Genomic DNA, 24389 nt, shown 5'->3' with positions numbered 1-24389 from the left:
TCGTAAATTCAAAATGGCGTAATCTAATATATGCTAAATTTATTTGTTGGCCTTGATATATACACAGGGCTTTTGTTATTACTTGCTCTGGCATTTGTGTTGTTCTACGAAGCAATCAATGGTTTTCATGACACGGCGAATGCGGTGGCAACCGTTATTTATACTCGTGCCATGCAGCCACAACTTGCCGTGGTGATGGCGGCATTTTTTAACTTTTTTGGCGTATTGCTTGGCGGACTTAGCGTCGCCTATGCCATCGTCCATATGTTGCCAACTGATTTGTTGCTGAATATGGGGTCAACCCACGGTCTGGCGATGGTCTTTTCCATGCTGCTGGCGGCGATTATCTGGAACCTGGGAACGTGGTTCTTTGGTTTACCGGCCTCCAGTTCGCACACATTGATTGGCGCGATTATCGGCATCGGCTTAACCAACGCGCTATTGACCGGCTCGTCGGTGATGGATGCGTTAAACCTGCGTGAAGTGACCAAGATTTTCTCCTCGTTAATTGTCTCCCCCATCGTCGGCCTGGTCATTGCGGGTGGGCTGATTTTCCTGCTGCGCCGTTTCTGGAGCGGGACGAAAAAGCGTGACCGTATTCACCGCATTCCTGAAGATCGCAAAAAGAAAAAGGGCAAACGTAAGCCGCCATTCTGGACGCGTATTGCGCTGATTGTTTCCGCTGCGGGCGTGGCGTTTTCGCACGGCGCGAACGACGGGCAGAAAGGGATCGGCCTGGTGATGCTGGTGCTGGTGGGGATAGCGCCCGCTGGTTTCGTCGTCAATATGAATGCGTCCGGCTATGAAATTACCCGTACTCGCGATGCCGTCACCAACTTTGAACACTATCTGCAACAGCATCCAGAACTGCCGCAGAAGTTAATTGCGATGGAACCTCCATTGCCTGCGGCATCGACTGATGGCACGCAAGTGACGGAGTTCCATTGTCATCCGGCAAATACCTTTGATGCGATTGCGCGCGTTAAAACGATGCTGCCGGGCAATATGGAAAGCTACGAGCCGTTAAACGTAAGTCAACGCAGTCAGCTGCGCCGTATTATGCTTTGTATCTCTGATACCTCTGCGAAGCTGGCGAAACTGCCAGGCGTTAGCAAAGAAGACCAGAGCCTGCTGAAAAAACTGCGCAGCGATATGTTAAGCACCATTGAATATGCTCCAGTGTGGATAATCATGGCGGTGGCTTTAGCACTCGGTATTGGCACCATGATTGGCTGGCGCCGTGTAGCGATGACCATCGGTGAGAAAATTGGTAAGCGCGGCATGACTTATGCGCAAGGGATGGCGGCGCAGATGACGGCGGCGGTATCTATCGGTCTTGCCAGCTATATTGGGATGCCTGTTTCCACAACTCACGTACTCTCTTCTGCGGTGGCGGGGACGATGGTGGTAGATGGCGGTGGGTTACAGCGTAAAACGGTAACCAGTATCCTGATGGCGTGGGTGTTTACCTTACCGGCGGCAATTTTTCTGTCTGGTAGTCTGTACTGGATTGCATTGCAGCTTATCTAACCTTCCTGTTAATGCCCGGTCCTGCGATCGGGCATTATCACTTCTGACTAGCGATAACCTCGCGCTGTCATAAAATCCATTATCGCTTTTTCCGCATCAACCAGCACTTGTTCCAGCGGTTGATTGGCATCGATATCAACCAGTTGCGCGCCTCCAAAGGTTAACTTTGGCGTTATGGCAATTTTCTTCGCCAGAGATTCTCGTTTGTGGTCAGGCTTACGTGCGCAGGCCACGTCCAGGGAGACATTGAGTTTGATGACCAGATCGGGCTTATGGCTCGCCATCCAGTGAAATGCTTTACGTTCCTGACTTGCCAACCATGACACAAACCGGCCACCTTCAACGTTAGGCGGGAACACCGTACCATCGTAAGCGCCAGGAATCTGGTCCTGTGGATAACGGTCGGTCAAAACAATTAACCCGCGACGACGACAGGCAAGCATATGACGAAAGCGCAGTAAGCGGCGGGCGACAAACGCTGTAATTACCAGCGCCGGAACTGGCCCAGGCAATTTTTTCGCTGTTTTCACTTTATTGCGTTCAATTGATTTATTAAGCGATTTTCCCATTAAGGGCAGTTTTACCACTGCACGACCGACATTTCCGGCTTGCTTTCCTAAATGAACTCTTTCTGCGGCACCATATTTTTCGACAACGGTAATGAGATGTTCACAAACCGTTGACTTGCCTGAACCATCACTACCAATAACGGCTATTAATGGAGGTGTTATAGACTGCATGAATATATCCTTAAATTTAAATATCCATCCCAAATATTTATCTGGTTAATATGTTTTAATGAAAGCGTAATTCAGGTCAATGTCACAATTAACCATTGTCACAATAAGGTTGAACGGATATTCTGAGCACGGACCACGTAATATTCAATACATTATTTGCTGCCGGGTTTTTCGTGAATCAACGTAATATGTCAATAATTAATTCCATGCCAGTGCGTGTTATTGCCATTGTGGGATGTGATGGTTCAGGTAAATCGACCCTCACGGCAAGCCTGGTGAATGAACTGGCAGCAATAATGCCAACAGAACACATTTATCTTGGGCAGTCTTCCGGACGAATTGGCGAATGGATTTCACAGTTCCCTATAATTGGCGCCCCTTTTGGGCGTTATCTGCGGGGTAAGGCAGCTCATGTACATGAAAAGCCCTCAACACCGCCTGGCAATATTACCGCGCTGGTTATCTATTTGCTTTCCTGCTGGCGGGCGTACAAGTTTCGCAAAATGTTGAGAAAAAGCCAGCATGGCTTTTTGTTGATTACCGACCGCTACCCGCAGGTTGAAGTTCCTGGCTTTCGTTTTGATGGTCCACAACTGGCTAAAACTAAAGGCGGTAATGGCTGGGTAAAAATGTTAAGGCAGCGCGAGCTGAAGCTGTACCAATGGATGGCGTCTTATTTGCCCGTATTGTTGATTCGTCTTGGCATTGATGAACAAACCGCGTTTTCGCGTAAACCTGACCATCAACTGGCGGCGTTACAGGAAAAAATCGCCGTTACGCCGCAACTGACTTTCAACGGCACCAGGATCCTTGAACTGGATGGTCGGCAACCAGCCGACGAAATCCTGCAAGCGTCACTACGTGCAATTCACGCCGCACTTTCCTGATCACTAAAATGGATAGGGGATGATTTAAAGAATGGATGCACTACAAACGCAAGCTGTTAACAGCACTACCGCGCCGCAGCCCAGCTACATTCCGGGGCTAATTGCGGTGGTCGGGTGCGATGGCACCGGCAAATCCACGCTGACCACCGATCTGGTGAAATCATTGCAACAGCACTGGCAAACCGAGCGGCGCTATCTGGGGCTACTGTCCGGTGAAGACGGCGACAAAATCAAACGATTACCGTTGGTTGGTGTCTGGCTGGAGCGGCGACTGGCGGCAAAATCCTCGAAAACCCAAAGCATGAAAACTCGCTCTCCGGCGCTCTGGGCTGCGGTGATTATGTACTGCTTCTCGCTGCGAAGAATGGCGAACCTTCGTAAGGTTCAGCGACTGGCGCAAAGCGGCGTACTGGTGGTCAGCGATCGCTTTCCGCAGGCGGAAATTTCCGGTTTTTATTATGACGGGCCGGGGATTGGCGTCGAACGCGCGACCGGGAAAATCAACCAATTTCTGGCGCAGCGCGAGCGACAGTTATACCAACAAATGGCGCAGTACCGTCCTGAATTAATCATTCGTTTGGGGATTGATATTGATACTGCCATCTCCCGCAAGCCTGACCATGACTATGCCGAGTTGCAGGACAAAATCGGCGTCATGTCGAAGATTGGCTATAACGGCACAAAAATTTTAGAGATTGATTCCAGAGCGCCCTACAGCGAAGTGCTGGAACAGGCACAGAAAGCGGTTTCTCTGGTTGCCATCGTTTCTGACCGCCGAAGCTTGACTTAAGGCAGACGGGATATTTTTCATTTTTCAACGATAAGGTCTGGCTGAATTGGCAGGTTTTAACATCAAACATTGGTTTGCAGATGGAGCCTTTCGCACCATTATTCGTAACAGCGCCTGGTTAGGTTCCAGCAATGCCGTGAGTGCCTTGCTGGGCTTACTGGCGCTTTCGTGCGCCGGTAAAGGAATGACTCCAGCGATGTTTGGCGTACTTGTCGTCATACAGTCTTATGCCAAGTCGATTAGTGATTTTATTAAGTTTCAGACATGGCAGTTGGTGGTGCAGTACGGAACGCCAGCATTAACCAACAATAATCCTCAGCAATTCCGTAATGTTGTCTCATTTTCCTTCTCGCTGGATATCGTCAGCGGCGCGGTGGCGATTGTCGGCGGCATTGCCTTACTGCCATTCCTTTCCCATTCATTAGGTCTGGATGACCAAAGCTTTTGGCTGACGGCGCTCTATTGCACACTTATTCCTTCAATGGCTTCCTCCACGCCGACCGGCATTTTGCGTGCGGTTGATCGCTTCGACTTAATTGCTGTACAGCAGGCGACGAAACCTTTTCTGCGTGCGGCGGGCAGCGTCATCGCCTGGTATTTTAACTTTGGCTTTGCCGGATTTGTTATCGCCTGGTACGCATCGAATCTGGTTGGCGGCACCATGTACTGGTGGTTTGCCGCGCGCGAATTACGCCGCAGAAATATCCATAACGCGTTCAAATTGAATCTGTTTGAGTCTGCCCGACACATCAAAGGCGCATGGAGTTTTGTCTGGTCAACCAACATTGCCCATTCCATTTGGTCGGCGCGTAATTCATGTAGCACGGTACTGGTGGGGATCGTATTAGGGCCAGCTGCTGCCGGGTTATTTAAAATCGCCATGACATTCTTCGATGCTGCCGGGACGCCCGCCAGTTTGTTGGGTAAGAGTTTTTACCCTGAAGTCATGCGCTTAGATCCACGAACTACCAGACCGTGGCTCCTGGGTGTGAAGTCTGGATTACTGGCTGGTGGGATTGGCATTCTGGTGGCGCTGGCCGTGTTAATCGTTGGCAAGCCACTTATTTCACTGGTGTTTGGTGTTAAGTATCTCGAAGCGTATGACCTGATCCAGGTGATGCTCGGAGCCATTGTTATTTCGATGCTGGGCTTCCCACAGGAGTCATTATTGCTAATGGCAGGGAAACAGCGTGCTTTTCTCGTGGCGCAAACCATCGCCTCTATCGGCTACATCGTGTTGCTGTTCATGTTCTGCCATCTGTTTGGCGTGCTGGGGGCAGCATTTGCTTACTTCGGTGGGCAATGTCTTGATGTGGTGCTCTCGTTAATTCCGACATTAAAGGCGTTCTTTCAACGCCATTTATTGGCCTATAACGCAGTGGGAGAAAAATCCCAATGATGAAAAAATATTTTCCACTTGAGGTCAGTGAGCGTTTATTTATCGCGGTCGAAGAAGATGATGTTGTTGACGCTCAAGTTAGCTTACCACCAACGATCGCACTGCGTTGTTCATCGGAAATTATTCATGATAATTATGCATTATGCCTGAGATTCTGGTTGGACGGAGTCAATCGCAAGGCGTTACTCCACCTGACCCTGAAGCAGGCTAAAGGTGACCCTCTTACCGACGAAGAACGCAAACTGTATAAATACATGCGAGCGCGCTACAAGCATCTGCGTTTTGCGCAACGGCTGTATTTAAAGAAGCATCAGGCTGGTTTTTTATTTGGCAAAACGACCGTTTTTCTGGGGCGTTTTCAGGATGGTTTTCGTAACGGTAAGAAAAATATTGTGTCGTATTACGGCAACCTGTTACGTATTTATTTAAGCTCTCCTGTCTGGTGGCTGGTGAACTATTCATTACGCCATAGCCAGCTAGAAAGCGTTAATGGTTTTATCGCTTATCGGCAGAAGCAAATGCGCATCCTGAAAGAAATTATTGCCAGGCCGCAGCTAACCGGCAGGGAATTTCATGATGTGCGAAAAATCATCAGTCAGCAGGTTTCTTATTACGACACTCTAAGATCGCTTGATCCCGAAAATACAGAGGCGTTGCAGATTTCCCGCTTCCTGGCGGCCATTAATGGCCTGATGGGGGATAAGCACGACGACATGGTGGCGGATGATTTGGACAATCGCCAATCGTATGATGCGCCAGTGGCACTCGACAGCGATATTCGTCAGCGCTTAGAACTGCTGATTTCGCGTTTTCCGCTATAACCGGAGTAATGATGTCCTCTCGTCTGATTACTGCGCTGATATTTTCACTCTTCTCGTTCGGCGCTACTGCGCACAATTTCGTCATCGGAAAACCGGTCACACCTGTTTATATTCAGGACGGTGGCGAATTGCTGCTCAAAAATGACGAAATTTACTATCAAAAGTGGAACAGCACGCAGCTGAAGGGAAAAGTCCGCATTATTCAGTATATCGCCGGACGAAAGTCAGCGAAGAAGAAGAACTCTCTGTTAATCAAAGCAGTAGAAACAGCAAACTTTCCTCAGGATCGTTTTCAGCCCACCACCATTGTGAACACCGATGATGCCATCTTCGGCACCGGCTATTTTGTGACAGGTAAAATTGAAAAAAATAAACGTCGTTATCCGTGGGCGCAATTCGTAATCGACGGCAGCGGTCTGGGGCGCGTTGCCTGGCAACTGCCGGAACAGAGTTCAACCATTCTGGTGCTGAATAAATACGGGCAAATTCAGTGGGCAAAGGACGGCAGCCTGACGCCAGAAGAGGTTGATCAGGTCATTGCGTTGGCGCAGAAGCTGATCAATGAATAAAAAACTCAAAGGATTGAGGGCGTTAGTGAGATGAAGCTGGTTGAACACTACATCATGCGTGGTACGCGCCGTCTGGTGCTGATTATCGTTGGTTTTTTGATCTTTATCTTCGCCAGTTACTCTGCACAGCGTTACCTGACCGAAGCAGCCAATGGGACTTTAGCGCTTGATGTAGTACTTAATGTTGTTTTCTACAAAGTGCTGATAGCGCTTGAAATGTTACTTCCAGTGGGCCTGTATGTGTCGGTTGGTGTGACACTTGGGCAGATGTATACCGACTCGGAAATTACCGCTATCTCTGCGGCGGGCGCCAGTCCCGCACGTTTGTATAAAGCCGTTCTGTATCTGGCAATTCCATTAAGTATTTTTGTCACGCTGTTGTCGATGTATGGTCGGCCCTGGGCTTATGCGCAGATTTATCAACTGGAACAACAGTCGCAGTCGGAGCTGGATGTTCGCCAGTTGCGGGCAAAGAAATTTAACACTAACGATAACGGACGAATGATCATTTCGCAGACGGTTGATCAGGATAATAATCGCCTGACTGACGCGCTGATTTATACTTCTACTGCCAATCGAACCCGTGTTTTCCGCGCCCGTTCGGTTGATGTGGTTGACCCATCACCCGAGAAACCGACCGTTATGTTGCACAACGGGACCGCCTATCTTCTTGATCATCAGGGTCGTGACGACAACGAACAGATCTACCGTAATCTGCAATTACATCTTAATCCACTGGATCAAAGTGCCAACGTCAAACGTAAAGCGAAATCGGTCGCGGAACTGGCGCGCTCTGTATTTCCTGCCGATCATGCCGAACTGCAATGGCGACAAAGCCGTGGCCTGACAGCGTTGTTGATGGCTCTGCTGGCCATCTCTTTAAGTCGGGTAAAACCGCGGCAAGGGCGATTTTCAACGTTACTGCCACTGACGTTGCTGTTTGTTGCCATTTTTTATGGCGGTGACGTCTGCCGTACGCTGGTGGCTAACGGCACGATTCCCCTCATTCCTGGTTTGTGGTTAGTGCCCGGACTCATGCTAATGGGCCTGTTGATGCTGGTCGCACGCGACTTCTCCTTGCTGCAGAAATTTTCCCGATGAATGTTTTCAGTCGCTATTTAATCCGCCATCTCTTCCTCGGTTTTGCTGCCGCTGCCGGGCTACTGCTGCCGCTTTTTACCACCTTCAACTTGATTAACGAACTGGATGATGTCAGTCCGGGTGGTTATCTCTGGACTCAGGCGGTGCTGGTGGTACTGATGACCTTACCGCGCACACTGGTCGAACTTTCGCCGTTTATCGCGTTATTGGGTGGGATTGTTGGTCTCGGGCAGTTATCGAAAAATAGTGAACTTACCGCCATTCGCAGCACGGGGTTTTCTATCTTCCGTATTGCACTGGTGGCGCTGGTCGCCGGGATACTGTGGACTGTTTCGTTAGGCGCGATTGATGAGTGGGTGGCGTCGCCATTGCAGCAACAGGCGCTGCAAATCAAATCTACCGCGATAGCGTTGGGGGATGACGATGACATTACCGGCAATATGCTGTGGGCCAGGCGCGGTAATGAATTTGTGACGGTGAAATCGCTGAACGAACAGGGCCAGCCGGTAGGCATAGAGATATTTCACTATCGCGACGATCTCTCGCTCGAATCTTACATTTATGCACGCAGTGCCACCATTGAAGACGACAAAACGTGGATCCTGCACGGCGTGAATCATAAAAAATGGCTGAATGGCAAAGAAACGCAGGAAACATTAGATAATCTTGCCTGGCAATCGGCCTTCACCAGTATGAATCTTGAAGAGTTATCGATGCCGGGGAATACTTTTTCTGTCCGTCAGCTCAATCATTACATCCATTATTTGCAGGAAACCGGACAACCCAGCAGCGAATACCGCCTTGCACTGTGGGAGAAGCTGGGGCAACCCATTTTAACTCTGGCGATGATTTTACTGGCTGTGCCCTTTACCTTTAGCGCCCCGCGCTCACCAGGGATGGGCAGCCGCCTTGCTGTAGGCGTCATCGTTGGCTTGCTTACCTGGATTAGCTATCAAATCATGGTCAATCTGGGATTGCTATTTGCGTTGAGTGCGCCCGCTACCGCACTCGGTTTACCAGTAGCGTTTGTGCTGGTGGCGTTAATGCTGGTGTATTGGTACGACAGGCAACATTAATAATCCCGCCGTGGGGTAACACCACGGCGGCCAATATTACTGCTTCAGGGTCGCAAATGCCTGAATGATGGCATCGATTTGTTCACAACTGTGGGCAGCGTTTACGCTACAGCGCAACAGCGTAATACCCGCAGGCGCGGCAGGTGGCAGGATAAGATTCACATACACGCCCAGCGAAATAAGCTCACGCCAGATGCGTAAACCTTCCTCTTTCGAACCGATTATTACCGGCACTACCGGACTAATATGTGAGCTTAACTCGTAACCCAGTTTTTGCAGCCCGTCATACAGATGGTTGGCATTATCCATCAGTTTTTGCCGCAGCTCTGGTTGTGTGGCAATAGTTCTTAACGACGAGCGCACGGTTGCAATGCAGGAAGGAGAAGGGGAGGCGGTAAAAATATACGGACGGCTGCCGTAGCGCAGCACTTCCATCGCTTCCGAACCCACGGCAAAACCACCAATAGAAGCCAGGCTTTTACTGAAGGTGCCAACGATAATATCCACATCATCTTCAACGCCAACGGCTTCAACCAGTCCGCGCCCCGTTGCGCCTAACACGCCAAATGAATGCGCTTCATCGACAATCAAATAACCGCCGAGACGACGTTTGATATCAACGATTTCCGCCAGCGGTGCGACGTCACCGAGCATACTGTAGATGCCCTCAACGATGATAATCGCCTCTTTTGCTCGTTCACCGAGGCGCACCATGCGACGTTCCAGATCTTTAGCATCGTTATGGCGGAAACGAATGATCTCCGCGCCGCCGAGAGAACAGGCGTCATAAATACTGGCGTGGCTGTCGGCATCCAACAACACCACGGCGTTATGGTCGGCAAGTGCGCTGATGACACCTAAATTAGCGGTATAACCGGTTGAAAAAACGATAGCGGTAGGGCGATTGAAAAACTCGGCGATCTCTTTCTCTAACGCCAGATGCGGCGCATAACTACCATTAGCCATACGTGAACCGGTGGTGCCGGTGCCTTGCGTCGCTAACGCTGCCTGACCATCGGCGATGGCATCATGATTGAAGGTTAAACCGAGATAATTATTGGTCCCGGCCAGAATCACTTTTTTATCGCCAATGCGCCCTTCGGTGGCGGAGTACACTTCATCAATACAGGTGCCAAACGGCGTTAACCCGTTATCGCTAAATTGCAGTCGCTCGCCCGCAAGACGCGCATATTTATCGTATAGCCCCATTATTTATTCTCCAGCCATGGAAGTAGTGTTTCCATTAATTGCACAGGGGTTTTGACATCCAGCAGAATATTAATAGGAATGGAAATATCAAATCTGTCTTCCAGCATCATTAAGAGATCCATCACTTTAATCGACTCCAGGCCGAGATCGTTGACGAGATCGCTGTCAGGCTTAATTTCCACACCGTTTTCGACCAAATCCTGTAAACAGGAAAGGATGTAATCCATTACTATTTCACGATTTACCATAGAAACGTTAACACACCTTTAAACAAGACAATCAAAATAGCCCGTTGCGTAATGCGTGTTCCAGGCTAATCCCGGGAAACCAATTAATATCTTCAGAAATACGGTTATTACTTGCCGACCAGTCGGCGTGGGTTAATTCACGAATTTTCGAGCGGGTCAGCATAGGTTCTTTACCTGCCAGGCGACTCAACGCGGTACTGACATCTGCAAGGCAGGTGAGCAACGGCAGAGGAATGCCGACCATCCGTACAGCTCCTTGACGGGCGGCGGCGGCCAGTTGTTGCACGCGCTGCCAGTCATAGCCACCGGCGACACCATCACATAATTCATACGTTTGCGCCTGTACGGAATCGGCGCTTAACCACTGACCCACGGCTTGCGCAAAATCGGTGACGTGCAGGAAAGAGAGCTGCGTCTCTGGTGCGCCCAGCCGTGGCAGCAGGCCGCGCAGCATCCAGTCAAACAGTGGTTTTAACTCTTTATCGCCGGGGCCATAGACTGCTGTTGGGCGAAAAATGCCCAGCGTAATTTCGTCCGCCATTGCTGCTAGTCGTTGTTCGGCGACGTGTTTGGATTTCGCGTACCAGGAGAGTTCGGGATGGCGCGCCGCCAGCGAAGAGATAAAAAGAAAACGTTGGCAAAAGCCACTCTCTTTTGCCGCCTGCATCAGGCGCAGACTGCCGTCAACGTTACAGCGAGTAAAGACATCCTCTTTGTGTCCGCGTACTTGCCCGGCGCAATGGACCACAGCACCGGCACCAGCAACCAACTCGCTAAGTGAATGCGTATCTTCCAGCGAACCGCGTACCCAGATGAGATTATCGCTGACGTGAGCGCGGGAAGTACGCGTCAATGCGCGGACGTGAAAGCCGCGGGCGAGCAGGTTATCGACAATATATTTACCGATAAACCCGGTAGCGCCCGTTACCGCGACAGTTTGATTCATGCGAGAGATTCCTGCACATGGAAACTGGCGGCAACGGCCTTCTGATAACGTTTTTTGGCTTCTGCGCGGGCGGGCTTGCCGGAAGATGTGCGAGGAATGCTGTGGGGCGGTAACAGGTCGATAGCCGCGGTTACGCCAAATTCGCTTTGTATCCGCGCCGCCAGCGAGTGGATAAGCTGCGTGCGGCGCTCTGCGTCGCTGATCCGACACTGGATCTGCAAAATGATTTTTTCCTGGGCGGTAACAAACGCAATGGCATCGCCAGAGTGAATTTCTGGCTCCTGTTCCGCAATGTATTCAATATCCTGCGGCCAGATATTACGCCCACGAATAATAATCAGGTCTTTAATGCGCCCGGTGACATACAGATAACCGTCCAGCAGATAGCCGAGATCGCCGGTATCTAACCAGCCCGTCGCGGTAATTTCGTCTTGTGAAGCCTGATCGCCAAAGTAACCGCTCATCAGGCTGGGGCCGGAGATGCAAATATGGCCCACCACACGTTCCGCTACTGGTATACCTGCTTCATTACGGATTTCAATGCCATGTTCCGGCAACGCCTTACCACAGCTGACGAAAGTTGATACGGCACGTGTTTCAACACCTGGCGTCACGGCTTTGCCCTGGTATTCGAGGATATCGCGATCCACTTCGTTGACCACAACTCCGGAGGCTTCATCTGAGAAACTGACAGCCAGCGCGTTTTCTGCCAGTCCGTAGCAGGGCATAAACGTTTTATCGTCAAAGTTAACCTGACGGAAACATTCAGCAAATTGATGGAGTTGTTCTGCGGAGATGGGTTCAGCGCCAATACCCGCGACGCGCCAGCAGGAGAGATCCAGTTCAGCGAGATCTTTTTCATTCACGCGGCGCTGGCACAATTCATAGCCAAACGGCGGCGCAACGGAAACAGTGCCACGATTTTTACTGATCAATTTAAGCCATTGCAGTGGGCGCATGGCGAAATCCTGGGTGCGCAAATAATCCACCGAAAGCTGCGTGGCTACAGGTGTCAGGAGAAAACCGACCAGCCCCATATCATGGTAGAAAGGCAGCCAGGAGACGCAGCGGTCGCCAGGGCGTAATTTAATGCCATCGTGGCTGATGGCGCGTAGATTGGCCATCACTTCGCGGTGAGTGATGATAACGCCACGGGGAAAACGGGTGCTGCCGGAGGTGTACTGCAAATAGGCGATATCGTCCGGAATTGGACGCTGGAGCGCAACATCGGCTTCCGGCAATGCCTTAAACCAGGCGTGGCTTAAAACATGTAATTCGGGGTTGTCATGTGTCGCGGCATTGACCAGCGGCAACCATTCATCGCCAGTGATTATCGCGGCTGGTTGGCAGCTAGCCAGTAAACCTTGCAGTTTGGTGCTCCAGGAATCCCTCTGACCGACGCCCATTGGAATCGCCAATGGTACGGCAACTAATCCAGCATACTGGCAGGCAAAAAATGCCTCGACAAACCCGCTACTGGTTTCGGCAATCAGCGCCACGCGATCGCCTTTTTTCAGGTTCAGCGATAGCAGCCGCCTGGCTCCTGTTTCCGCGCGCACTTTTAAAGTGTGATATTCCAGTTCATCTTCAAGCTGGCTACGCCTGTCATAAAAATTCATTCCGGCGTTACTCAGAGCGGCATAGTCCAAAGCATCAACCAGCGTTGGAAAATCGGCATAGCGCATAGGCAAAGAATGCGTAAAGATTTTATTGGACATATACACCACAAGAAAATTGGATATCAAAAATAAAATGACAATAATGCGGTGGATTATATATGCATAAAAGATAAATGAGATAGTATTTTCATCGTTGTGATATTGAACATTGATTAAGATAATAAGTTCTGCTCTGTTATTTTTTATTGTGAATAATATTTAATTTATGAATGTATTAAGGTGATGCCTTGTCGGGTCGCTTAAGTCTATAAGAGACATTATTGACTGTTTAACGCAGTCACTGGTTTTATCAACATCATTAATAAATATTGTTTTGTCTTCGTTTGTATTCATTGGGTGGATTATTAAGGTGCCGTTCGTTGTGGTTACTGCCTGTTTTTCACCGTTAATTATTTGTTGTCCACGTAAATATGGAATGCGATCTGCTGATGATTAAAATTGAAAAAGTAATAAATAAAAACGACTTAAAAGCATTTATCGCTTTTCCGTCGTCACTTTATCTCGATGATCCAAACTGGATCCCTCCTTTATGCATTGAACGCAGTGAGCATTTGTCACAAAAGAATCCGGGAACGGACCATATCATCTGGCAGGCATGGGTGGTGAAAAAAGAGGGGCAGGTAGTAGGGCGCATTACCGCGCAAATCGATACCTTGCACCGCGAGCGTTACGGCGAGGATACCGGTCATTTCGGCATGATTGACGCCATTGATGATTTGCAGGTTTTTAAAGCTTTATTTGGCGCAGCGGAAGCATGGCTGAAGTCACAAGGTGCACGCAACATCACCGGGCCTTTTAGCCTGAATATCAATCAGGAAAGCGGATTACTGATTGAAGGTTTTGACACACCACCCAGTGCGATGATGCCGCACGGTAAACCGTGGTATGCCGCGCATATTGAACAACTGGGTTATCACAAAGGTATTGATTTACTGGCGTGGTGGATGCAGCGAACCGATCTCACTTTCTCTCCGGCGCTAAAAAAACTGATGGATCAGGTGCGCAAAAAGGTGACCATTCGCTGCATCAATCGTCAGCGGTTTGCCGAAGAGATGCAGATCCTGCGTGAGATTTTCAACTCCGGCTGGCAGCACAACTGGGGATTTGTGCCGTTTACCGAACATGAATTTGCGACCATGGGCGATCAACTTAAGTATCTGGTGCCGGACGATATGATCTACATCGCCGAGATTGATTCTGCACCCTGCGCGTTTATTGTCGGCTTACCGAACATCAACGAGGCGATTGCCGATCTGAACGGATCGCTCTTTCCCTTCGGCTGGGCAAAATTGCTGTGGCGCTTGAAAGTCAGCGGTGTGCGGACCGCGCGAGTGCCGCTAATGGGGGTTCGCGACGAGTATCAGTTCAGCCGCATCGGCCCGGTGATTGCTCTGTTATTGATTGAAGCCTTACATGATCCGTTTGCTCGCCGGAAGATCGATGCGCTGGAAATGTCATGGATCCTCGAAACCAATACAGGCATGAATAACATGCTGGAACGCATTGGGGCGGAGCCGTACAAGCGTTACCGCTTGTATGAAAAGCAGATTTGACTCCAGCTAACTCTGGTTCATTTCCAGCGGCACCGCCGAACGAATCAAATGGTGGCCTTCCAGTTCGATATCGTGGAGATTCTTTTTCACGGTCATAACATGATCGCGGGCGGCGCGCTGGGCGACATGCGGGAGTCGCTGCAACACCGCGTTATAGATCCGCGCATGCTGGCGATCGATCTGCTTTTTTTGCTGTGGTCGATGGTAGAGATTATTCACGCTGGCAAACACCGAATTAAACATTAGATCGGTCAATGATTGCAGCGTAAACACCAGCACCTGATTGTGGGAAGCCTGACAAATGGCGAGATGGAAAGCGTGATCCAGCTGTGCATGTTCGATCAGCGAAAGCTCTTTGTTGTGCTCACTGGCAGCGAGCATTTTTTCATAACAGCGGGTTATCAAAACAAAATCAGCCTGGGTTCCCAGCGTAGCCGCCAACCTTGCCGATTCGCCCTCCAGCAATGCGCGAACGTCAAGCAGATCGTACAGCGTTCGCGGCTGCGTGCTGAACAGATGAATTAGCGGGCTGGTGTCCTGGACCCGATTAAGCCGCGCGACCCGAGAATCGCGACCCTGCGCTGTTTCAATAATCCCGCGCCCGCGCAGCACGGTCAGTCCTTCACGCAGTGCGGAACGCGAGAAGCCGAGCTTTTCGCACAGCCGACGCTCCGAGGGAAGCGGCTGACCGACCTTCAGTACGCCGTCGATAATTAACCGTTCGATACTCTCAGCAACTACTTCGCAAATAGGGCGACGTTCATCTTTCATTCCCGGACCTCGTGCACAGGTAGGACCAATTTTTCTGTTCTTAACTCGCGAAACACGTACATCACGTAAGTGATTATGTTACATCAATTTAACATTGGCTTAACCAACGCGAAGTCACAGAGATGGAAAAAAAATGGTCTGACCGGTAGCTAAAGAGATAGACGAAAACGAAAACCCCGCTTAATAACTGTTCACAGAAGCAGCGCGCAAAAATCAGCTGCCACACAACACAACAAAGCGAACCCTACTCATGAGCATCTTGTACGAAGAGCGTCTTGATGGCGCTTTACCCGATGTCGACCGCACATCGGTACTGATGGCACTGCGTGAGCATGTCCCTGGACTGGAGATCCTGCATACCGATGAGGAGATCACTCCTTACGAATGTGACGGGTTGAGCGCGTATCGCACGCGTCCATTACTGGTTGTTCTGCCTAAGCAGATGGAACAGGTGACGGCGATTCTGGCCGTTTGCCACCGCCTGCGTGTGCCGGTGGTGACCCGTGGCGCAGGCACCGGGCTTTCTGGCGGCGCGCTGCCGCTGGAAAAAGGTGTGTTGTTGGTGATGGCGCGCTTTAAAGAGATCCTCGACATTAACCCCGTCGGGCGCCGTGCGCGCGTGCAGCCGGGCGTGCGTAACCTGGCGATCTCCCAGGCCGTAGCACCGCATAATCTCTATTATGCACCGGACCCTTCCTCGCAAATCGCCTGTTCGATTGGCGGCAACGTGGCGGAAAACGCGGGGGGCGTCCACTGCCTGAAATATGGTCTGACCGTACATAACCTGCTGAAAATTGAAGTGCAAACGCTGGACGGCGAGGCGCTGACGCTGGGATCGGACGCGCTGGATTCGCCTGGTTTTGACCTGCTGGCGCTGTTCACCGGATCGGAAGGTATGCTCGGCGTGACCACCGAAGTGACGGTAAAACTGCTGCCGAAGCCGCCCGTGGCACGGGTTCTGTTAGCAAGCTTTGACTCGGTAGAAAAAGCCGGACTTGCGGTTGGTGACATCATCGCCAATGGCATTATCCCCGGCGGGCTGGAGATGATGGATAACCTGTCGATCCGCGCGGCAGAAGATTTTATTCATGCCGGTTATCCCATCGACGCCGAAGCGATTTTGTTATGCGAGCTGGACGGCGTGGAGTCTGACGTACAGGAAGACTGCGAGCGAGTTAACGACATCTTACTGAAAGCGGGCGCGACTGACGTCCGTCTGGCACAGGATGAAGCAGAGCGCGTACGTTTCTGGGCTGGCCGCAAGAACGCTTTTCCGGCGGTGGGGCGCATCTCTCCCGATTACTACTGCATGGACGGCACCATCCCACGCCGCGCGCTGCCTGGCGTACTGGAAGGCATTGCCCGTTTATCGCAGCAATATGATTTGCGCGTCGCCAACGTCTTTCATGCCGGAGACGGCAACATGCACCCGTTAATCCTTTTCGATGCCAACGAACCCGGTGAATTTGCCCGCGCGGAAGAGCTGGGCGGGAAGATCCTCGAACTCTGCGTTGAAGTGGGCGGCAGCATCAGTGGGGAACATGGCATCGGGCGCGAAAAAATCAATCAAATGTGCGCCCAGTTCAACAGCGATGAAATCACGACCTTCCATGCAGTCAAGGCGGCGTTTGATCCCGATGGTTTGCTGAACCCAGGAAAAAACATCCCCACGCTACACCGCTGTGCTGAATTTGGTGCCATGCACGTGCATCACGGTCATTTACCTTTCCCTGAACTGGAGCGTTTCTGATGCTACGCGAGTGTGATTACAGCCAGGCGCTGCTGGAGCAGGTGAATCAGGCGATTAGTAATAAAACGCCGCTGGTGATTCAGGGAAGCAATAGCAAAGCCTTTTTAGGCCGTCCTGTCACCGGGCAAACGCTGGATGTGCGTTGTCATCGCGGCATTGTTAATTACGACCCGACCGAGCTGGTGATTACCGCGCGTGCCGGAACGCCGCTGGTGGCGATTGAAGCGGCGCTGGAAAGCGCGGGGCAAATGCTCCCCTGCGAGCCGCCGCATTATGGTGAAGAAGCTACCTGGGGCGGGATGGTCGCCTGCGGGCTGGCGGGGCCGCGTCGCCCGTGGAGCGGTTCGGTCCGCGATTTTGTCCTCGGCACGCGCATCATTACCGGCACAGGAAAACATCTGCGTTTTGGCGGCGAAGTGATGAAAAACGTTGCCGGATACGATCTCTCGCGATTAATGGCCGGAGGCTACGGTTGTCTTGGCGTGCTCACTGAAATCTCAATGAAAGTGTTACCGCGACCGCGCGCCACCCTGAGCCTGCGTCGGGAAATCAGCCTGCAAGAAGCCATGAGTGAAATCGCCCAGTGGCAACTTCAGCCGCTACCCATTAGTGGCTTATGTTACTTCGACAACGCGTTGTGGATCCGCCTTGAAGGCGGTGAAGGATCGGTGAAAGCGGCGCGTGAACTGCTGGGGGGCGAAGAGGTTGCGGGTCAGTTCTGGCAGCAATTGCGTGAACAACAACTGCCGTTCTTCTCGTTACCAGGTACCTTATGGCGCATTTCATTACCCAGCGATGCGCCAATGATGGATTTACCCGGCGAACAACTGATCGACTGGGGCGGCGCGTTACGCTGGCTGAAATCGACAGCCGATGACAATCAAATCCATCGCATCGCCCGCAACGCTGGCGGTCATGCGACCCGCTTTAGTGCCGGAGATGGCGGCTTTGCCCCGCTACCGGCTCCTTTATTCCGCTATCACCAGCAGCTTAAACAGCAGCTCGATCCTTGCGGCGTGTTTAACCCCGGTCGCATGTACGCGGAACTTTAAGGAGCAGGCTATGCAAACCCGGTTAACCGAAGAGATGCGGCAGAACGCGCGAGCGCAGGAAGCCGACAGCATCCTGCGCGCCTGTGTTCACTGCGGATTTTGTACCGCAACCTGCCCAACCTATCAGCTTCTGGGCGATGAACTGGACGGGCCGCGCGGGCGCATCTATCTGATTAAACAGGTGCTGGAAGGCAACGAAGTTACGCTTAAAACACAGAAGCATCTCGATCGCTGTCTCACTTGCCGCAATTGTGAAACCACCTGTCCTTCTGGTGTGCGCTATCACAATTTGCTGGACATCGGGCGTGATATTGTCGAGCAGAAAGTGAAACGCCCACTGCCGGAGCGAATGCTGCGCGAAGGGCTGCGTCAGGTGGTGCCGCGTCCGGCGGTCTTTCGCGCATTGACGCAGGTAGGGCTGGTGCTGCGACCGTTTTTGCCAGAACAGATAAGAGCAAAATTACCCGCTGAAACGGTGAAAGCCAAACCGCGTCCACCGCTGCGCCATAAGCGCCGGGTTTTAATGCTGGAAGGTTGCGCCCAGCCTACACTTTCGCCCAACACTAACGCGGCAACCGCGCGGGTGCTGGATCGTCTGGGGATCAGCGTCATGCCAGCTAACGAAGCAGGCTGTTGTGGCGCGGTGGACTATCATCTTAATGCGCAAGAGAAAGGGTTAGCGCGGGCGCGAAATAACATTGATGCCTGGTGGCCCGCGCTTGAAGCAGGTGCCGAGGCAATTTTGCAAACCGCCAGCGGCTGCGGCGCGTTCGTTAAAGAGTATGGGCAGATGCTGAAAAACGATGCGTTGTATGCCGATAAAGCGCGTCAGGTCAGTGAGCTGGCGGTCGATTTAGTCGAACTTCTGCGCGAGGAACCGCTGGAAAAACTGGCAATTCGCGGCGATAAAAAACTGGCCTTCCACTGCCCGTGTACCCTGCAACATGCGCAAAAGCTCAATGGCGAAGTGGAAAAAGTGTTACTTCGTCTTGGATTTACCTTAACCGATGTTCCCGGCAGCCATCTGTGCTGCGGGTCGGCGGGAACATATGCGTTAACGCATCCCGATCTGGCGCGCCAGCTGCGGGATAACAAAATGAATGCGCTGGAAAGCGGCAAACCGGAAATGATCGTCACCGCCAACATTGGTTGCCAGACGCATCTGGCGAGCGCCGGTCGAACCTCTGTGCGTCACTGGATTGAAATTGTAGAACAAGCCCTTGAAAAGGAATAACAAAATGAAAACTAAAGTCATTCTTAGCCAGCAAATGGCGAGTGCAATTATTGCCGCAGGTCAGGAAGAGGCGCAGAAAAATAACTGGTCTGTTTCCATTGCTGTTGCCGATGACGGCGGTCATCTGCTGGCGTTAAGTCGCATGGACGATTGCGCGCCGATTGCGGCTTACATCTCCCAGGAGAAAGCGCGTACTGCCGCGCTGGGGCGTCGCGAAACTAAGGGCTATGAAGAGATGGTGAACAACGGACGTACCGCGTTCGTGACTGCGCCGTTACTGACGTCGCTGGAAGGTGGCGTACCGGTTGTTGTTGATGGACAAATTATTGGTGCCGTGGGCGTTTCTGGTTTAACCGGAGCACAGGATGCGCAGGTCGCGAAAGCGGCAGCAGCGGTGTTGGCGAAATAAGCGAAAACGAGGAGATAAACAATGAGTCAAACCATAACCCAGGGCCGTTTACGCATTGACGCCAATTTTAAACGTTTTGTGGATGAAGAAGTTTTACCGGGAACAGGGCTGGACGCTGCGGTGTTCTGGCGCAATTTTGATGAGATCGTTCACGATCTGGCGCCAGAAAATCGTCAATTACTGGCAGAGCGCGATCGCATTCAGGCGGCGCTGGACGAATGGCATCGCAGCAATCCGGGGCCGGTAAAAGACAAAGCGGCTTATAAATCTTTCCTGCGGGAATTGGGCTATCTCGTGCCGCAGCCTGACCACGTTACGGTGGAAACCACGGGCATCGATAGCGAAATCACCAGTCAGGCGGGGCCACAGCTGGTGGTTCCGGCGATGAACGCCCGCTACGCGCTGAACGCGGCAAACGCTCGCTGGGGCTCACTGTACGATGCGTTATACGGCAGCGACATCATCCCACAGGAAGGGGCGATGGTCAGCGGCTACGATCCGCAGCGCGGTGAGCAGGTTATCGCCTGGGTTCGGCGTTTCCTTGATGAATCTCTACCGCTGGAAAACGGCAGCTATCAGGATGTGGTGGCGTTTAAGGTGGTCGACAAACAATTACGTATCCAGTTGAAAAATGGTAAAGAAACCACGTTACGTACTCCGGCACAGTTTGTCGGTTACCGTGGTAATACCGCTGCGCCGACCTGCATTTTGCTGAAAAATAACGGCCTGCATATTGAGCTGCAAATCGATGCCAACGGGCGAATTGGCAAAGACGATCCGGCGCACATCAACGACGTTATCGTTGAAGCCGCCATCAGTACCATTCTCGACTGTGAAGATTCGGTCGCTGCGGTTGATGCGGAAGATAAAATCCTGCTGTACCGTAACCTGCTGGGCCTGATGCAGGGGACTCTGCAAGAGAAAATGGAGAAAAACGGTCGGCAAATCGTGCGTAAACTGAATGACGATCGTCAGTACACCGCCGCCGATGGCTCTGAAATTTCTCTGCACGGACGCTCGTTGCTGTTTATCCGCAACGTAGGTCATTTGATGACCATTCCCGTAATTTGGGACAGCGAAGGCAATGAAATCCCGGAAGGCATTCTTGATGGCGTCATGACTGGCGCGATTGCCCTCTATGATTTAAAAGTGCAGAAAAACTCGCGCACTGGCAGCGTCTATATTGTGAAGCCGAAAATGCACGGTCCGCAGGAAGTGGCGTTCGCTAACAAACTGTTTACCCGCGTTGAGGCAATGCTCGGTATGGCACCGAATACCCTGAAAATGGGCATTATGGATGAAGAACGCCGGACCTCGCTGAACTTGCGTAGCTGTATCGCTCAGGCGCGCAACCGCGTGGCGTTCATCAATACCGGTTTCCTCGACCGTACTGGCGATGAGATGCATTCGGTGATGGAAGCTGGCCCGATGCTGCGTAAAAACCAGATGAAATCGACGCCGTGGATCAAAGCCTACGAGCGCAATAACGTGCTTTCCGGTCTGTTCTGCGGGCTGCGCGGTAAAGCGCAAATCGGCAAAGGCATGTGGGCAATGCCGGACCTGATGGCAGACATGTACAGCCAGAAGGGCGACCAGTTACGTGCCGGGGCAAACACGGCCTGGGTTCCGTCGCCAACTGCCGCTACGCTCCATGCGCTGCACTACCACCAAACCAACGTGCAGAGCGTGCAAGCCAACATTGCCCAGACCGAGTTCAATGCTGAATTTGAACCGCTGCTGGACGATCTGCTGACCATTCCGGTTGCTGAAAATGCTAACTGGTCGGCGCAAGAGATCCAACAAGAGCTGGATAACAACGTGCAGGGAATTCTGGGCTACGTGGTGCGTTGGGTAGAGCAGGGGATTGGTTGTTCAAAAGTGCCGGATATTCACAACGTGGCGCTGATGGAAGACCGTGCAACGCTGCGCATCTCCAGCCAGCATATTGCCAACTGGTTACGCCACGGCATTCTGACCAAAGAGCAGGTGCAGGCGTCACTGGAGAATATGGCGAAAGTGGTTGATCAGCAAAACGCTGGCGATCCGGCTTATCGTCCGATGGCGGGGAATTTCGCTAACTCGTGTGCCTTTAAAGCTGCCAGCGATTTGATCTTCCTCGGCATGAAACAGCCAAACGGTTATACCGAACCGTTATTACACGCCTGGCGTTTACGCGAAAAAGAAAGTCATTAATAGCGTCAAAAAAAGCCCCGGCAAGTTTTATTGTCGGGGCTATTATAGTAACTGCGGTAGTACATTTATCCCGGAAATAACCGGAGCGATTATCAGGGTTTAACAAAATTAAATACCCGCAGCGCATTACTAGCGGGCCTAAAACAACAATATGGACATCTTAACGATACTCTGCACCTGCGTGTGCGGAACAGAAACCCTTACCCGATATACTTGTTATGCCAGAGGTAGCAATTGCGTTAGCAGCGTACTGTTGCTGTAAAGTATAACGCCTATATTTTACAGTTCAGTCCTCTTTTGCTTATTACAACCTTAATCATATCAAGCATATAAAGATAATAAGAGACTGAACAATATGGTTACCTGGACCCAAATGTATATGCCGATGGGAGGACTGGGGCTATCCGCTCTGGTTGCCCTGATCCCAATAATATTCTTCTTCGTTGCACTTGCGGTATTACGTCTGAAAGGGCATGTCGCTGGAGCAATAACCCTTATATTATCTATCCTGATTGCGATATTCGCCTTTAAAATGCCGATTGATATGGCATTTGCTGCTGCGGGCTATGGCTTTATTTATGGATTATGGCCTATTGCCTGGATTATTGTCGCGGCGGTATTCCTGTATAAATTAACCGTTGCCAGCGGTCAGTTCGATATTATCCGCAGTTCGGTTATCTCCATCACCGACGATCAGCGTTTGCAGGTGTTACTGATTGGTTTCTCCTTTGGCGCGTTGCTGGAAGGGGCGGCAGGCTTTGGCGCACCGGTGGCAATTACAGGGGCATTGCTGGTGGGCCTGGGCTTCAAACCGTTATACGCGGCGGGGCTGTGTCTGATTGCTAACACTGCGCCGGTGGCGTTTGGTGCGTTGGGCGTGCCGATACTGGTCGCCGGTCAGGTGACCGGAATCGATCCGTTCCACATTGGTGCAATGGCGGGACGTCAGTTGCCGTTCCTGTCGGTACTGGTGCCGTTCTGGCTGGTAGCAATGATGGACGGCTGGAAAGGGGTGAAAGAGACGTGGCCCGCGGCGCTGGTTGCAGGGGGAAGCTTCGCTGTCACTCAGTTCTTTACCTCTAACTATATTGGCCCGGAACTGCCGGATATTACTTCGGCGCTGGTGAGTATCGTCTCACTGTCTTTATTCCTTAAAGTCTGGCGACCGAAAAATACCGAAACGGCAATCAGCATGGGGCAATCCGCAGGTGCGATGGTGGTGAATAAACCGTCTTCTGGCGGTCCCGTGCCTTCAGAATATAGTCTGGGGCAAATCATTCGCGCGTGGTCACCGTTTTTAATCTTAACGGTGCTGGTCACCATCTGGACCATGAAGCCGTTTAAAGCGTTATTTGCTCCGGGCGGTGCGTTTTATTCGCTGGTGATTAATTTCCAGATCCCTCATTTGCATCAACAAGTCTTGAAAGCGGCCCCCATTGTCGCCCAGCCGACGCCAATGGACGCGGTGTTTAAATTCGACCCGCTCTCTGCTGGCGGCACCGCTATTTTCATTGCAGCGATTATCTCTATCTTCATCCTCGGCGTGGGGATCAAGAAAGGTATTGGCGTCTTTGCAGAAACGCTAATTAGCCTGAAGTGGCCGATACTGTCGATTGGCATGGTGCTGGCATTTGCCTTCGTGACCAACTATTCCGGTATGTCTACCACGCTGGCGCTGGTACTGGCGGGTACTGGTGTGATGTTTCCGTTCTTTTCGCCATTCCTCGGCTGGCTGGGGGTATTCCTTACCGGCTCGGACACCTCCTCGAACGCTCTGTTTGGTTCACTACAATCAACCACGGCGCAGCAAATCAACGTCTCTGACACTCTGCTGGTGGCAGCAAATACCAGCGGCGGCGTAACTGGCAAGATGATCTCCCCGCAATCTATCGCCGTGGCCTGCGCCGCGACGGGCATGGTGGGCCGAGAATCTGAACTGTTCCGCTACACCGTGAAGCACAGTCTGATTTTTGCCAGCGTTATCGGCATTATCACCCTGCTGCAGGCATATGTGTTTATCGGAATGTTAGTTTCGTAAGTCAATAATGCCGGATGATCGTCAATATCATCCGGCTTCTTTCTACTCACGTTTCATTATCCTGACTAAATAATTGTAAAATCATTTCGTTGTTTATTATCCATGCATAAATAATATTTCGTGTTCAGATAACTCGCTAAATAATTAAGGGAGTGAGAATATCTATTTTTTTGTCACGCAAAACAAGTCTGTATTAATTGTGTTCGCTTGATGAGCAAACACCGTGCTATCTGTTGCTTTTGCAATCGCAATCGTTAAAACTATCAACAACTTGGGATAGTTACATTGTGAATAATTGTTACTTTTTTGTTTGTTGAATCATTTTATAAATACCCCGTCTGACATCGAATAGGGGATATTCTTATAAATTTCACCTGTTTCGTTATCAATAATG

21 protein-coding genes are annotated in these 24389 nt (G+C 51.3%); 15 read left to right on the top strand and 6 right to left on the bottom strand.

Annotation, left to right across the window (positions count from 1 at the left end):
* Positions 1 to 30 precede the first annotated feature (30 nt).
* A complete protein-coding gene (pitB, locus tag FEK66_RS14745; protein ID WP_130223981.1) occupies positions 31 to 1530 on the top strand; it encodes an inorganic phosphate transporter PitB in 1500 nt (499 codons plus the stop codon).
* Between the two features lie 47 nt (positions 1531 to 1577).
* Here the strand turns inward: pitB and FEK66_RS14740 are convergent, their stop codons facing one another.
* On the bottom strand, positions 1578 to 2270 hold the full coding sequence (locus FEK66_RS14740; protein WP_130208019.1) for a dTMP kinase: 693 nt from the start codon (positions 2268 to 2270) through the stop codon (positions 1578 to 1580).
* Positions 2271 to 2443: 173 nt separating this feature from the next.
* Here FEK66_RS14740 and FEK66_RS14735 point away from each other — a divergent pair, with 173 nt between their 5' ends.
* From FEK66_RS14735 to lptG, 7 genes are read left to right on the top strand one after another with little or no spacing between them, the layout of a single operon-like run.
* Positions 2444 to 3157, top strand: coding sequence for a dTMP kinase (locus FEK66_RS14735; RefSeq protein WP_135495070.1), 714 nt, complete (start codon positions 2444 to 2446; stop codon positions 3155 to 3157).
* A gap of 31 nt (positions 3158 to 3188) precedes the next feature.
* A complete protein-coding gene (locus FEK66_RS14730) occupies positions 3189 to 3947 on the top strand; it encodes a hypothetical protein (protein ID WP_064529665.1) in 759 nt (252 codons plus the stop codon).
* Between the two features lie 46 nt (positions 3948 to 3993).
* Positions 3994 to 5346, top strand: coding sequence for a lipopolysaccharide biosynthesis protein (locus tag FEK66_RS14725; protein ID WP_135495069.1), 1353 nt, complete (start codon positions 3994 to 3996; stop codon positions 5344 to 5346).
* A complete protein-coding gene (locus tag FEK66_RS14720; RefSeq protein ID WP_135495068.1) occupies positions 5343 to 6167 on the top strand; it encodes a hypothetical protein in 825 nt (274 codons plus the stop codon). Before FEK66_RS14725 ends, FEK66_RS14720 begins: the two co-directional genes overlap by 4 nt.
* A gap of 11 nt (positions 6168 to 6178) precedes the next feature.
* Positions 6179 to 6736, top strand: coding sequence for a YtfJ family protein (locus tag FEK66_RS14715; protein WP_130259458.1), 558 nt, complete (start codon positions 6179 to 6181; stop codon positions 6734 to 6736).
* Between the two features lie 30 nt (positions 6737 to 6766).
* On the top strand, positions 6767 to 7837 hold the full coding sequence (gene lptF / locus FEK66_RS14710; RefSeq protein WP_135495067.1) for an LPS export ABC transporter permease LptF: 1071 nt from the start codon (positions 6767 to 6769) through the stop codon (positions 7835 to 7837).
* Positions 7834 to 8913 carry an LPS export ABC transporter permease LptG gene (lptG, locus tag FEK66_RS14705; RefSeq protein ID WP_135495066.1) on the top strand — a complete coding sequence of 360 codons (1080 nt, stop codon included), beginning with the start codon at positions 7834 to 7836 and terminating at the stop codon, positions 8911 to 8913. Before lptF ends, lptG begins: the two co-directional genes overlap by 4 nt.
* A gap of 36 nt (positions 8914 to 8949) precedes the next feature.
* Here the strand turns inward: lptG and FEK66_RS14700 are convergent, their stop codons facing one another.
* From FEK66_RS14700 to FEK66_RS14685, 4 genes are read right to left on the bottom strand one after another with little or no spacing between them, the layout of a single operon-like run.
* Positions 8950 to 10122: an aminotransferase class I/II-fold pyridoxal phosphate-dependent enzyme gene (locus tag FEK66_RS14700; RefSeq protein WP_130208009.1), complete on the bottom strand. Its 1173-nt coding sequence runs from the start codon at positions 10120 to 10122 to the stop codon at positions 8950 to 8952.
* The gene (locus tag FEK66_RS14695) at positions 10122 to 10370 is read right to left on the bottom strand and encodes an acyl carrier protein (protein ID WP_001697422.1); all 249 of its coding nucleotides are present in this window, start codon (positions 10368 to 10370) and stop codon (positions 10122 to 10124) included. The genes FEK66_RS14700 and FEK66_RS14695 overlap by 1 nt, the downstream gene beginning before the upstream one ends.
* A gap of 31 nt (positions 10371 to 10401) precedes the next feature.
* Positions 10402 to 11316, bottom strand: a complete 915-nt coding sequence (locus FEK66_RS14690) for an NAD-dependent epimerase/dehydratase family protein (protein ID WP_138211489.1) — start codon at positions 11314 to 11316, stop codon at positions 10402 to 10404.
* Complete coding sequence (locus FEK66_RS14685) at positions 11313 to 13034, bottom strand: fatty acyl-AMP ligase (protein WP_240783242.1); 1722 nt, start codon at positions 13032 to 13034, stop codon at positions 11313 to 11315. Before FEK66_RS14685 ends, FEK66_RS14690 begins: the two co-directional genes overlap by 4 nt.
* Positions 13035 to 13405: 371 nt before the next feature.
* On the opposite strand from FEK66_RS14685, the gene yghO reads away from it, so the two are divergent.
* Entirely contained in the window at positions 13406 to 14548 is a 1143-nt protein-coding gene (gene yghO, locus FEK66_RS14680) for a protein YghO (RefSeq protein ID WP_171023570.1), read from the top strand.
* A gap of 6 nt (positions 14549 to 14554) precedes the next feature.
* Here the strand turns inward: yghO and glcC are convergent, their stop codons facing one another.
* Positions 14555 to 15319 (bottom strand): transcriptional regulator GlcC, encoded by a 765-nt coding sequence (gene glcC, locus FEK66_RS14675; RefSeq protein ID WP_130208005.1) that lies wholly within the window; start codon positions 15317 to 15319, stop codon positions 14555 to 14557.
* 250 nt (positions 15320 to 15569) lie between these two features.
* Here glcC and glcD point away from each other — a divergent pair, with 250 nt between their 5' ends.
* From glcD to glcA, 6 genes are all read left to right on the top strand, one after another.
* Positions 15570 to 17069 (top strand): glycolate oxidase subunit GlcD, encoded by a 1500-nt coding sequence (gene glcD, locus FEK66_RS14670; protein ID WP_135495065.1) that lies wholly within the window; start codon positions 15570 to 15572, stop codon positions 17067 to 17069.
* The gene (gene glcE / locus FEK66_RS14665; RefSeq protein WP_135495064.1) at positions 17069 to 18121 is read left to right on the top strand and encodes a glycolate oxidase subunit GlcE; all 1053 of its coding nucleotides are present in this window, start codon (positions 17069 to 17071) and stop codon (positions 18119 to 18121) included. Before glcD ends, glcE begins: the two co-directional genes overlap by 1 nt.
* Positions 18122 to 18131: 10 nt before the next feature.
* Positions 18132 to 19355: a glycolate oxidase subunit GlcF gene (glcF, locus tag FEK66_RS14660; protein WP_135495063.1), complete on the top strand. Its 1224-nt coding sequence runs from the start codon at positions 18132 to 18134 to the stop codon at positions 19353 to 19355.
* 4 nt (positions 19356 to 19359) lie between these two features.
* Positions 19360 to 19764, top strand: a complete 405-nt coding sequence (locus FEK66_RS14655; protein WP_000853256.1) for a GlcG family protein — start codon at positions 19360 to 19362, stop codon at positions 19762 to 19764.
* A 21-nt stretch (positions 19765 to 19785) separates the two neighbouring features.
* Positions 19786 to 21957, top strand: a complete 2172-nt coding sequence (gene glcB / locus FEK66_RS14650; protein ID WP_138211488.1) for a malate synthase G — start codon at positions 19786 to 19788, stop codon at positions 21955 to 21957.
* A gap of 355 nt (positions 21958 to 22312) precedes the next feature.
* Positions 22313 to 23995, top strand: a complete 1683-nt coding sequence (gene glcA / locus FEK66_RS14645) for a glycolate permease GlcA (RefSeq protein WP_135492291.1) — start codon at positions 22313 to 22315, stop codon at positions 23993 to 23995.
* Positions 23996 to 24389 lie beyond the last annotated feature (394 nt).

It is taken from the genome of Escherichia sp. E1130, from assembly GCF_005781065.1.
Classification (GTDB): Bacteria; Pseudomonadota; Gammaproteobacteria; order Enterobacterales; family Enterobacteriaceae; genus Escherichia.
This window is presented reverse-complemented; position numbering and strand designations above follow the sequence as displayed.